The organism is Pseudomonas sp. GM78, assembly GCF_000282475.1.
Classification (GTDB): domain Bacteria; phylum Pseudomonadota; class Gammaproteobacteria; order Pseudomonadales; family Pseudomonadaceae; genus Aquipseudomonas.
This window is the reverse complement of sequence record NZ_AKJF01000163.1, coordinates 1-11,938: the sequence shown is the minus strand read 5'-3', so window position 1 is coordinate 11,938 and position 11,938 is coordinate 1. Positions and strand designations below refer to the sequence as shown.

Below are 11,938 nucleotides of genomic sequence, written 5' to 3'. Positions count from 1 at the left end.
GAGCTGCCGAAGGCTGCGATCTTTTGATCTTGATCTTGAAAAGCAAAATCAAAAGATCGCAGCCTTCGGCAGCTCCTACAGGGGTTGCGGTATTCCCAGTCTCGATTTGCGGCATAAAAATCCGGCGACACCTGTTGGGGTAACCGCCGGCGAGGTAAAGCTTAAATGCCGAAACGGTCACGCAGCGAGTAGTACACCGCGCCAAGGGCGGTCAACGGCGCCGAGAAGGTGCGCCCGCCGATCATCGGCATGTGTGGCAAGGAGGCGAACGCGTCGAAACGCTCGGCGTCGCCACGGATCATTTCCGAGATCAGTTTGCCCGCCAGGTGCGAGCAGGTGACGCCGTGGCCACTGTAGCCCTGCATGTAGTAGGCGTTTTTCTCGATACGGCCGAATTGCGGCATGCGCGACATGGTCAGCAGGAAGTTGCCGGTCCAGCGGTAGTCGATCTTCACATCCTTCAACTGCGGGAAGGTCTTGAGGATTTTCGGGCGGATCAGTTGTTCGATGTCGTCCGGCTCGCGGGCGCCGTAGACCACGCCACCACCGTAGAGCAGGCGGTTGTCACGGGTCAGGCGGTAGTAGTCGAGCAGGTAGTTGCAGTCTTCGACGCAATAGTTGTTGGTGATCAGGCTGCGGGCGACCTTTTCCGACAGCGGCTCGGTTACGACGATCTGCGAACCGCACGGCATGCTCTTGCTGGTCACGCGGTTGTCGAGGCCCTGCGGCAGGTAGGCGTTACCGGCGATCAGCAGGTACTTGGCCTTCACCACGCCTTTGGCGGTGCGCACGGTGATCGGCTCGCCGTAGGTGATTTCCACCGCCGCCGATTGCTCGTAGATCTTGCCGCCCAGGCCGATGATTGCCGAGGCTTCGCCGAGGGCCAGGTTCAGCGGGTGAATGTGCCCGCCTTGCATGTCCAGCAGGCCACCGACGTAGGCATTGGAACCCACTTCGCGCTTGATGTCGGCCGCGTCGAGCATTTTCAGGTTCTTGTTACCGTAGCGTTCCCAGCTCTTCTTCTGTTCGGCCAGGCCTTTGAGCTGCTTTTTGTTCATCGCGGCGAAAATGCCACCGGGACGGTAGTCGCACTGGATGTCGTAGTGCTGTATGCGCTGACGAATGATGTCGGCGCCTTCGAAAATCATGCTGCCGAGGATTTCGGCGGTCTTGTCGCCATAGCGCTCTTCGATGACATCGACGTCGCGGCTGTAGGAGTTGACCAGTTGCCCGCCGTTGCGACCACTGGCGCCGAAGCCGACCTTGGCCGCCTCGAGCACGGTCACGCTGTAGCCCGCTTCGGCGAGGAACAGTGCCGAGGACAGGCCGGTGTAGCCAGCGCCGATCACGCAGACGTCGCAGTCCACCGCGCCTTCCAGCACCGGGAAATCACCAGTGAAGTTGCGGGTGGCGGCGTAGTAGCTATTAACATGTGCTTGTTTCATAAGTTTCTCCGATGGCCGCCGCAGGTTGCCGGCGACCGCCGCTTTATTGTTATTAGAGCTTGATCCAGGTCGCTTTAAGCTCTGTGTACTTGTCGAACGCGTGCAGCGATTTGTCCCGACCGTTGCCCGACTGCTTGTAGCCACCGAACGGCGCGGTCATGTCGCCGCCGTCGTACTGGTTGACCCATACACTGCCGGCACGCAGGCCACGGGCGAAGGTGTGGGCCTTGCTCAGGTTGCGGGTCCACACGCCGGCGGCCAGGCCGTAGATGCTGTCGTTGGCAATCGCCAGGGCTTCATCGAAGGTGTCGAAGGTGATGACCGACAGCACCGGGCCGAAAATTTCTTCCTGGGCGATGGTCATGGCGTTGCTCACGCCGTCAAAAATCGCCGGTTCCACGTACAGGCCGCCGGTGTCTTCGAGGGTGCGACTGCCGCCCGCGATCAACTGGGCGCCCTGCTCCTTGCCGATGTCGATGTAGCGCAGCACGTTGTCCAGTTGACGCTGATCCACCACCGCGCCGACGCTGGTCGCAGGATCGAGCGCGTGCCCCGGTTTCCAGCCTTGCAGGGCTTCCACCAGCAGCGGGATAAACTGATCGCGGATCGAGCGCTCCACCAGCAAACGCGAGCCGGCGGTGCAGACTTCGCCCTGGTTGAAAGCAATGGCGGCGGCGGCACCCTGCGCTGCGGAGCGCAGGTCCGGCGCGTCGGCGAACACCACGTTGGCGCTCTTGCCACCGGCTTCAGCCCAGACGCGCTTCATGTTGCTTTGCCCGGCGTAAATCATCAGTTGCTTGGCGATCGCCGTGGAGCCGGTGAAGGCCAGCACGTCGACGTCCATGTGCAACGCCAGCGCCTTGCCGACGGTGTGGCCGTAGCCCGGCAGGACGTTGAAAACGCCTTTGGGGATGCCCGCGTCCAGCGCAAGCTGGGCGATGCGAATGGCCGTCAGCGGCGACTTTTCCGAAGGCTTGAGGATGAACGAGTTGCCCATCGCCAGGGCCGGGGCGAACTTCCAGCTGGCCATGATCAGCGGGAAGTTCCACGGCACGATAGCCGCGACCACGCCGGCGGGTTCGCGAGTCACCAGGCCAAGTTGATCGTGGGGCGTGGCGGCGACTTCGTCGTAGAGCTTGTCGATGGCTTCGGCGGTCCAGCGGATCGCGTTGGCGGTCGCCGGAATGTCGATGGCCAGGGAGTCGCTGATGGGCTTGCCCATGTCGAGGGTTTCGAGCAGCGCCAGTTCTTCCTGGTTGGCCAGGATCAGGTCGGCGAAGCGGATCAGGATGCGCTTGCGCTCGGCCGGGGCCAGGTTGGCCCATACGCCGGATTCGAAGGTGCGGCGGGCCACGGCTACGGCGGCGTTCGCGTCGGCTTCGTCGGTGCTGGCGACGTTTGCCAGGAAACGACCGTCCACGGGACTGATGCATTCGAACGTGGCGCCGCTGGCGGCTGCGCAGTATTGGCCGTCAATGAAGGCACGGCTTTCGATGTTGAGGGACTGGAAGCGTTGCTCCCAGTCGCTGCGAGTGATTGTCATGGTTGTGACTCGACGCAGGGGAATAGGTGATCGTCGGACTGAAAGCCAGTCGGTCGAGGATCAGTAACCGCAGTACCTGTGGGAGCGGGCTTGCCCGCGATTGCGGTGTATCAGGTGCCATTAATGTTGACTGTGATGACGCCATCGCTGGCAAGCCAGCTCCCACAGGTTTGGCGGCGTACACAAATCTTGTGTACGCCGCCAATGCCATCAAACGGTGTGCAAGTACCAGTTGTACTCAAGGTCGGAGATGGAGTTCTCGAACTCGGCCAGCTCGCTTTCCTTGCACGCCACGAACACGTCGATGTACATCGGGTCGATGTATTTGGCCATGACTTCGCTGTCGTCCAGCTCGCGCAACGCATCGCGCAGGTTGTTCGGCAGGCTCTGCTCGTTCTGCTCGTAGCTGTTGCCTTCCACCGGGGCGCCCGGCTCGATCTGGTTGGTCAGGCCGTGGTGCACACCGGCCAAAACCGAAGCCATCAGCAGGTACGGGTTGGCGTCGGCGCCGGCCACGCGGTGCTCGATGCGCACGGCGTCCGGTGAACCGGTCGGCACGCGGACCGCCACGGTACGGTTGTCGACGCCCCAGCTCGGCGAGTTCGGCACGTAGAACTGGGCGCCGAAACGACGGTAGGAGTTGACGTTCGGGCAGAGGAACGCCATCTGCGCCGGCAGGGTCTCGAGCACACCGCCGATCGCGTGTCGCAGCGCGGCGTTCTGCTCGGGATCCTCGCTGGCAAAGATGTTGTTGCCTTCCTTGTCGAGAATCGAAATGTGCACGTGCAGACCGTTACCCGCCTGGCCCGGATACGGCTTGGCCATGAAGGTGGTGTCCATCTCGTGGTCGTAGGCGATGTTTTTCACCAGACGCTTGAGCAGCACCGCGTAGTCGCAGGCCTTAATAGGGTCGGCCACGTGGTGCAGGTTGACTTCGAACTGCGCCGGGGCACTTTCCTTGACGATGGCGTCAGCCGGGATGCCCTGCTCTTTCGCACCTTCGAGGATGTCCTGCAGGCAGTCGACGTATTCGTCGAGGTCGTCGATCAGGTACACCTGGGTCGACATCGGACGCTTGCCGGACACCGGCGAACGTGGCGACTGCGGACGGCCGTTCACGTTGTCCTGGTCGATCAGGTAGAACTCCAGTTCGAACGCGGCGCAGATGGTCAGGCCCATGTCGTCGAACTTGCGCACCACATTGGCCAACACTTCCCGCGGGTCGGCGAAGAACGGCTGGCCTTCGAGTTCGTGCATGGTCATCAGCAGTTGCGCGGTCGGGCGCTTCTGCCAGGGCTCGATGCTCAGGGTGCCAGGGATCGGGTAGCAGATCCGGTCGGAGTCGCCGATGTCCAGACCCAGGCCGGTGCTTTCCACCGTGGAGCCATTGATGTCCAGCGCAAACAGCGACGCTGGCAGGTTGATGCCTTTCTCGTAAACCTTATGAAGACTGGTGCGTTCGATGCGCTTGCCGCGCACCACACCGTTCATATCCGCAATCAGAAGGTCGACGTACAAAACCTCAGGATATTTCTTAAGGAATGCGTTTGCTTCGTTGAGTTGAACGGTACGCAGAGGGACCGACATGATGCACCTATTAGCTGTTAATTATTATGTTCACCGCCCTTTCACGTAGCCAGTCAATCCGAAAGGCAAAGTGAAGTCAATAGCGAACACCCCACCTTTAAACGTTTATTTTCGGGCCTCTCAGGGGTACGAGAGTGCCAGATCATCCCTGGAACACACGTAAATCCTCGCATTCGGACGTGCGGCGTTTAGAATTTTTTACATGAGAGTTGTTAATTAAAATCAACAAGGCTAAGCTCCGGAAAAGCTCGTTCAAGTGTGAAACTTCGAGGTGATAAAAATGGCATTCAAGCCATTGATCGGCGTTACTGCATGCGTCAAACAGATTGGCCTGCACCCCTACCACGTCAGCGGCGACAAGTACTTGCGTGCTGTCAGCGTTGCGGCGCTGGGGCTGCCCGTCGTTATTCCTTCCTTAGGCGACCTGACCGAAATCGAAGACCTGCTTCCGCAGCTCGACGGTCTGTTGCTGACCGGCTCGCCGTCGAATGTGGAACCCTTCCACTATCAAGGCCCCGACAGCGCGCCCGGCACCGAACACGATCCCCAGCGGGATCGCACCACCCTTCCCCTGATCCGCGCGGCCATTGCCGCTGGCGTTCCGGTGCTCGGCATCTGCCGCGGCTTTCAGGAGATGAACGTGGCGTTCGGTGGCAGCCTGCACCAGAAGGTCCATGAACTGCCCGGCTTCCTCGATCATCGCGAAGCCGATCATCCTGACCTGGCGGTGCAATACGCACCGGCACATGCGGTCAGCGTGCAGCCCGGCGGCGTGTTCCAGGCGCTGGACCTGCCCCCGCAGTTCCAGGTCAATTCGATTCACAGCCAGGGCATCGATCGACTCGCGCCCGGCCTGCGCGCCGAAGCGCTCGCGCCCGATGGCTTGATAGAGGCGGTCTCGGTGGAAAACAGCAAGACCTTCGCCCTCGGTGTGCAATGGCACCCGGAATGGCAGGTTCTTGATAACCCGCCGTATTTGAAAATTTTCCAGGCGTTTGGTGACGCGTGCCGACAACGGGCGGCGCTGCGTAACGCACGCTGACGTAACAAGCGATTAATCCATTTACTGCCCCCGTGAACGGCGGGCGTGCCTTTGCGCGCCCGTCGCCCACGACAACAACACACTGCAATAACAACAAGTACCGCAGCCAGGAAGGCGGCACCGGATAAACCCGGGGTGGGGAAACGCAACTCCCTGTAGGAGCGAGCATGCTCGCGATGAATGTCCGAACACCGCGGGCATTCAGACTGCCAGCGTTATCGTTGGCGACCATCGCGAGCATGCTCGCTCCTACAGAAGAGGCCGCGTCGACCGTAAGGCTCCGGGTTTGCAATCAACTATTAAGCCAGGCCACGTTGGCCCGGCGACTGAAACCTGTTGGGAGTTTCACATGGCAAACGCCTCCAGCATCTACAGGAAGGCTCTTGAAGGTCACCAGGCACCGAAAAAGGTGTTGGTGAAAGTCGACCGCGTCACCAAGAAGTTCGACGAGACCACCGCAGTGGACGATGTGTCCCTGGAAATCCATCAGGGCGAGATCTTTGCCCTGCTCGGTGGTTCCGGTTCCGGTAAATCGACGCTGCTGCGCATGCTCGCCGGCTTCGAGCGCCCGACTGAAGGGCGCATCCTGCTCGACGGCGTGGACATCACCGACATGCCGCCGTACGAGCGGCCGATCAACATGATGTTCCAGTCCTATGCCCTGTTCCCGCACATGACCGTGGCGCAGAACATCGCCTTCGGCCTCAAGCAGGACCGTTTGCCCGCCAGTGAAATCGACGCCCGTGTCGAAGAGATGCTGCGCCTGGTGCACATGACCCAGTACGCCAAGCGCAAACCCCATCAGTTGTCCGGCGGCCAGCGCCAACGTGTGGCCTTGGCTCGCTCCCTGGCCAAGCGTCCGAAGCTGCTGCTGCTCGACGAACCCATGGGTGCGCTGGATAAAAAACTACGCTCGCAGATGCAGCTGGAACTGGTGGAGATCATCGAACGCGTCGGCGTGACCTGCGTGATGGTGACCCACGACCAGGAAGAAGCCATGACCATGGCCCAGCGCATCGCGATCATGCACCTGGGCTGGATCGCCCAGATCGGCAGCCCGGTCGACATCTATGAAGCACCGGTCAGCCGCATGGTCTGCGAGTTCATCGGCAACGTGAACGCGTTCGAAGGCACCGTGGTGGAAGACCTGGAAGGTCACGCGATCATTCACAGCAAGGACCTGGAGCAGAAGATCTACGTCGGTCACGGCGTCAGCACCTCGGTCGAGGACAAGTCGATCACCTACGCCATCCGCCCGGAAAAACTGCTGGTCAGCACCACCAAGCCCGACGCACGCTACAACTGGTCCAGCGGCAAAGTGCATGACATTGCCTACCTCGGCGGCCATTCGGTGTTCTACGTCGAACTGCCTGGCGGCAAGGTGGTGCAATCGTTCATGGCCAACGCCGAACGCCGTGGTGCACGTCCGACCTGGGACGATCAGGTCTACGTGTGGTGGGAAGACGACAGCGGCGTGGTACTGCGCGCATGAGAACCTTCAATCAGCAATTCCTGCGCCTGGTGCCCAGCGGTCGAAAGCTCGTCATCGGCATCCCGTTCCTGTGGCTGTGCCTGTTCTTCATGCTGCCGTTTTTCCTGGTGATGAAGATCAGCTTCTCGGAAGCAGCCCTGGCCATTCCGCCCTACTCGGAGATCTACACCTACGCCGAGCAGAAATTCAATCTGCTGCTCAACATCGGCAACTACACATTGCTGGGCGAAGATGAGTTGTATCTCTCGGCCTACCTCGGTTCGTTGAAGGTCGCGCTGTTCAGTACGCTGATGTGCCTGGTGATCGGTTTTCCGATGGCCTACGCCATTACCAAGGCGAGCAAGGAAGCGCAAAACGTCTTGATGCTGCTGATCATGATGCCGACCTGGACGGCGATCCTGATCCGCGTTTATGCGTGGATGGGCATCCTCAGCAACAACGGCCTGCTCAACGGCTTCTTGATGTGGATCGGGCTGACCGATCACCCGATCGAGATCCTCAACACCAACACCGCCGTCTATATAGGGGTCGTTTACGCTTACTTGCCGTTCATGATCCTGCCGCTCTACGCCAACCTGGTCAAACACGACCAGAGCCTGCTGGAAGCGGCGTCGGACCTGGGTTCGAGCACCTTCAACAGCTTCTGGAAAATCACCGTGCCGCTGGCCAAGAACGGCATCATCGCCGGATGCATGCTGGTGTTCATTCCAGTGGTCGGGGAGTTCGTGATCCCGGAACTGCTCGGCGGTCCTGAGACCCTGATGATCGGCCGCGTGCTGTGGCAGGAGTTCTTCAATAACCGCGATTGGCCGGTGGCGTCTGCCCTGGCGGTGGTGATGCTGTTGATTCTGATCGTGCCGATTCTGCTGTTCAACCGCAGTCAGGCCAAAGAGATGGAGGCACGGGGATGAAACGCTTAGGATTTTCAAAGTTCATGCTGATCTTCGGCCTGTCGTTCATCTACCTGCCGATGCTGATCCTGGTGATCTACTCGTTCAACGCCTCCAAGCTGGTGACGGTGTGGGGCGGCTGGTCGTTCAAGTGGTACGCCGGCCTGCTCGACAACTCGCAACTGATGGGCTCGGTGGTGCGTTCGCTGGAAATCGCCTGCTACACCGCGATTGCAGCCGTCGCACTGGGGACGCTGGCCGCGTTCGTGCTGACCCGTGTCACGCGCTTCAAGGGCCGCACGCTGTTCGGCGGCCTGGTGACCGCGCCGCTGGTGATGCCGGAAGTGATCACCGGTCTGTCGCTGTTGCTGCTGTTCGTGGCCATGGCGCAGTTGATCGGCTGGCCGATGGAGCGTGGCATCGTCACGATCTGGATCGCCCACACCACGTTTTGTGCCGCCTACGTTGCAGTGGTAGTCTCCGCCCGCCTTCGCGAGCTGGACCTGTCCATCGAAGAAGCGGCCATGGACCTGGGTGCCAAGCCATTCAAGGTGTTTTTCCTGATTACCATCCCGATGATCGCGCCGTCACTGGCGGCCGGCGGCATGATGTCGTTCGCCCTGTCGCTGGATGACCTGGTACTGGCGAGCTTCGTCTCGGGCCCGGGTTCCACCACCCTGCCGATGGAAGTGTTCTCGGCGGTGCGCCTGGGCGTGAAACCCGAGATCAACGCCGTGGCCAGCCTGATCCTGTTGGCCGTGTCGATCGTGACCTTCATGGTCTGGTACTTCAGCCGCCGTGCCGAAGCCAGCCGTAAACGTGCGATCCAGGAAGCGATGGACCAGACCGCAAGCGAATCCTGGCAACAACCGAAAAAGCCAATGGTAGAAGCCACCGCCTAACGTAGGAGCTGCCGCAGGCTGCGATCTTTTGATCTTGCTTCTAAAAATCAAAAGATCGCAGCCTCGTTTCACTCGGCAGCTCCTACAGGGTGATTGATCCTTTCCTTCGTCAGATGGATTCATGCTGTTCGCAATTTTGCTTTGCGTAATTTGAATAAGAAAAGAAATGGAGTTGTACCGATGAAAATGTTTGGCAGGACTCTGCTGACACTGTCCTTATTGGGCGCGATCGCCTCGGGCGCCCAGGCCAATGACAAGGTTCTGCGCGTCTATAACTGGTCGGATTACATTGCGCCGGACACCGTCAAGAAGTTCGAAGACGAGACCGGCATCCGCGTGACCTACGATGTGTTCGACAGCAACGAAACCCTTGAAGCCCGCTTGCTGGCGGGCAAGTCCGGCTACGACATCGTCGTGCCGTCCAACAGTTTCCTGGCCAAGCAGATCAAGGCCGGGGTCTATCAGGAACTGGACAAGTCCAAGCTGCCCAACTGGCAGAACCTCAATCCGGTGCTGCTGAAAAACGCCTCCGCCAGCGACCCGGACAACGCCCACGCCTTCCCGTACATGTGGGGCTCGATCGGCATTGGCTTCAACCCGCAGAAGGTCAAGGAAGTGCTCGGCACCAACGCCCCGACCAATTCCTGGGACCTGCTGTTCAAACCGGAAAACGCTGAAAAACTCAAAGCCTGCGGCATCAGCTTCCTCGACTCGCCCACCGAGATGATCCCGGCCGCCCTGCACTACCTTGGCTACCCGGTGAACGATCAGGACAAGGCGCACATCGCCGAAGCCGAAGCACTGTTCATGAAAATCCGTCCGTCGGTGGCGTATTTCCATTCGTCGAAGTACATCTCAGACCTGGCCAACGGCAACATCTGCGTGGCTGTCGGTTACTCCGGCGACGTACTGCAAGCCAAGGCCCGCGCCGAGGAAGCCGGGGACAAGGTGAAGATCGACTACAGCATCCCGAAAGAAGGCGCCGGCAGTTTCTACGACATGGTTGCCATCCCGCGCGATGCCGCCAACGTCGAGAACGCCTACCTGTTCATGAACTTCCTGATGCGCCCGGACATCATCGCCGAGATCACCAACAACATCGGCTACAGCAACGCCAACGCGGCCGCGACGCCGTTGGTGGATGAGGCGATTCGCAACGATCCGGGCTCGTATCCGCCTGAAGCGGTGATGGCGACCTTGTATGCCATTCCTGACCAGCCGATTGGCGTGCAGCGGGTGATGACCCGGGGCTGGACCAAGGTGAAGTTGGGTCAGTAACTGACACTACACATATCCCTGTGGGAGCGGGCTTGCCCGCGATGGCGGTTAGTCAGACGACATAGACGCCGGATGTGCCGGCCTCATCGCGGGCAAGCCCGCTCCCACAGGGTTCAGTATTGCCTGATTTACATTCATGCAGCGCCTTACCACCGCTGCATCCCTCACCTGGCTCCTCGGTTAAGGTGAAGTTTGGCGCCCTCGGGCGCCTTTTTTTGGATCAAACACCGCCCAACGGCCACTCGGCCAACGCCCGATAGCGGCCCTTGTGCGATTCGAACAAGGTAAAGCGCTCGGCACGCAGGATAAATTCCGGTGGCGTGGCAGACTCCGGCACCGGCGCCCGATAGTCCCGCGCCAGGGTCAGATGCGGGCGAAATTCCCGGGGTGCATCCGCAAGGACAAAGGGCAACATGGCCTGCTCCAGGTCATACACCAGCCGCAACAGCGCCGGCGATGCCTGTTCGGGCGCCAGCACCAGGACCCCTGCCCTGCGCCACACGTCCAGGCGATCGAGCTCCACGACCAGGCGTTTATCCGACGTGCGCACAGTCGCGGCAGCCTTGCAGACATCGGCAATCTGCGCGATCCCCACCGCCCCCAGAAACTTCAAGGTCAGATGAAAATTCTCCACCGGCACCGGTCGCCCGCTGCGCAGTTGCAAGGCGCTGCGCCATTGGGCGATGGCCTTGCGTTGCGCCGGTGCGCAGTCCAGGGCGAAAAACAACCGTTTGAACGGTTCATGGGGTTCGTCATTCATGCCAGGTATCTCTGCCAGGGATTGCCTTGAGTCTACAACCGGCAAGCCCCTTCCTGGCATCTGCCGGCATGCACGTTATAGTTGATGCAAGCGAAGCAACCGGAGGAAAGCATGCGACAGATCCTCAGCAAGGAACCCTGGTGGGCGAAGCCGCCTGAGCCTGGTCAGGACGAACTCAAGCTGGAATGGGGCTGGCTGGTGCATTACAGCGAAGGCGAGCCGCGTTTCGAGTTCGTCCGCGAGCGACCGACCGATGACGAAATCCGCAACCGCAAAAGTTGCCGGATCACCCCGGCGGCGGAGTGATCCGGCGATTCGGTTCAAGCCTTCACGATCATTTCAAAACCGCCGAATATCATCCGTTGACCATCGAATGGCATGGGATTGACGTCGGGTTGTATCCGCGGATCGGTCATCAGTTTCGCCATCCCGGCGTCACGGGTGGATTTGTCCGGCCAGACGATCCAGGAAAACACCACGGTTTCGTCCTCCTTGAGTTTTACCGCCATCGGAAACGAGGTCAGCTTGCCGTCAGGGACGTCGTCGCCCCAGCACTCGGCAAGGCTCAGCGCGCCGTTCTCCATGAAAATGGCCGCGGCCATCTCGGCGTGCTTCTTGAATTTTTCGCGGTTGGCGGTGGGCACGGCAGCGACAAAACCATCGACATATGACATGGGGTGTTCTCCTTGGGTCATGGGTTGATCTGCTGATTAGTCGACTGGGAAGGACTCCAATCGACAGATCCCGTGCTCGAATCGACCGACGGTTGGGCGCTCTGCGCCAAGCTCCCTTCTATCTGCGAGGCCATGTACAGCGTGCCCGCCATCACGCCGGTGGTCGGGTTCTGCAGCAGCTTCGTCCAGGCCTTGTCGAATGTGTTGCCCAGGCTGCTGCGGATCAACGCCTCGCTGTCCGGCCGGTCGTTGGCCTGGATGATCGCCCGAACACCCGCGACGCCGACGGAGATCAACGCACCGGCCAGTTTGCCGGCGGCCGCCG

At 60.4% G+C, this 11,938-nt stretch carries 11 protein-coding genes and 1 pseudogene; 6 read left to right on the top strand and 6 right to left on the bottom strand.

Features of this window, described 5'->3' with window-relative positions; all coding sequences use genetic code 11:
- Window positions 1-161 precede the first annotated feature (161 nt).
- From PMI35_RS06995 to PMI35_RS07005, 3 genes are all read right to left on the bottom strand, one after another.
- Window positions 162-1,445: an NAD(P)/FAD-dependent oxidoreductase gene (locus tag PMI35_RS06995; RefSeq protein ID WP_008063768.1), complete on the bottom strand. Its 1,284-nt coding sequence runs from the start codon at window positions 1,443-1,445 to the stop codon at window positions 162-164.
- A 52-nt stretch (window positions 1,446-1,497) separates the two neighbouring features.
- The gene (locus PMI35_RS07000; protein ID WP_008063766.1) at window positions 1,498-2,988 is read right to left on the bottom strand and encodes an aldehyde dehydrogenase; all 1,491 of its coding nucleotides are present in this window, start codon (window positions 2,986-2,988) and stop codon (window positions 1,498-1,500) included.
- Window positions 2,989-3,198: 210 nt separating this feature from the next.
- Window positions 3,199-4,575 (bottom strand): glutamine synthetase family protein, encoded by a 1,377-nt coding sequence (locus PMI35_RS07005; protein ID WP_008063763.1) that lies wholly within the window; start codon window positions 4,573-4,575, stop codon window positions 3,199-3,201.
- A 280-nt stretch (window positions 4,576-4,855) separates the two neighbouring features.
- Here PMI35_RS07005 and PMI35_RS07010 point away from each other — a divergent pair, with 280 nt between their 5' ends.
- From PMI35_RS07010 to PMI35_RS07030, 5 genes are all read left to right on the top strand, one after another.
- The gene (locus tag PMI35_RS07010; protein WP_008063762.1) at window positions 4,856-5,617 is read left to right on the top strand and encodes a gamma-glutamyl-gamma-aminobutyrate hydrolase family protein; all 762 of its coding nucleotides are present in this window, start codon (window positions 4,856-4,858) and stop codon (window positions 5,615-5,617) included.
- Between the two features lie 349 nt (window positions 5,618-5,966).
- The gene (potA, locus tag PMI35_RS07015; protein ID WP_008063760.1) at window positions 5,967-7,109 is read left to right on the top strand and encodes a polyamine ABC transporter ATP-binding protein; all 1,143 of its coding nucleotides are present in this window, start codon (window positions 5,967-5,969) and stop codon (window positions 7,107-7,109) included.
- A 29-nt stretch (window positions 7,110-7,138) separates the two neighbouring features.
- Window positions 7,139-8,020: an ABC transporter permease subunit gene (locus PMI35_RS07020; protein WP_162831853.1), complete on the top strand. Its 882-nt coding sequence runs from the start codon at window positions 7,139-7,141 to the stop codon at window positions 8,018-8,020.
- On the top strand, window positions 8,017-8,901 hold the full coding sequence (locus tag PMI35_RS07025; protein WP_008063756.1) for an ABC transporter permease subunit: 885 nt from the start codon (window positions 8,017-8,019) through the stop codon (window positions 8,899-8,901). Before PMI35_RS07020 ends, PMI35_RS07025 begins: the two co-directional genes overlap by 4 nt.
- Window positions 8,902-9,081: 180 nt before the next feature.
- Window positions 9,082-10,179, top strand: a complete 1,098-nt coding sequence (locus PMI35_RS07030; protein WP_008063754.1) for a polyamine ABC transporter substrate-binding protein — start codon at window positions 9,082-9,084, stop codon at window positions 10,177-10,179.
- A gap of 220 nt (window positions 10,180-10,399) precedes the next feature.
- On the opposite strand, the gene thpR is transcribed toward PMI35_RS07030, so the two are convergent.
- On the bottom strand, window positions 10,400-10,939 hold the full coding sequence (gene thpR / locus PMI35_RS07035; RefSeq protein ID WP_008063753.1) for an RNA 2',3'-cyclic phosphodiesterase: 540 nt from the start codon (window positions 10,937-10,939) through the stop codon (window positions 10,400-10,402).
- Window positions 10,940-11,050: 111 nt separating this feature from the next.
- Between thpR and PMI35_RS07040 the strand changes: the two genes are divergently transcribed.
- Window positions 11,051-11,245, top strand: coding sequence for a hypothetical protein (locus PMI35_RS07040; protein ID WP_008063752.1), 195 nt, complete (start codon window positions 11,051-11,053; stop codon window positions 11,243-11,245).
- 14 nt (window positions 11,246-11,259) lie between these two features.
- On the opposite strand, the gene PMI35_RS07045 is transcribed toward PMI35_RS07040, so the two are convergent.
- Window positions 11,260-11,613 (bottom strand): DUF1428 domain-containing protein, encoded by a 354-nt coding sequence (locus tag PMI35_RS07045; protein ID WP_008063751.1) that lies wholly within the window; start codon window positions 11,611-11,613, stop codon window positions 11,260-11,262.
- A gap of 17 nt (window positions 11,614-11,630) precedes the next feature.
- Window positions 11,631-11,938 (bottom strand): annotated as a pseudogene (locus PMI35_RS07050) (hypothetical protein); the annotation flags it as partial.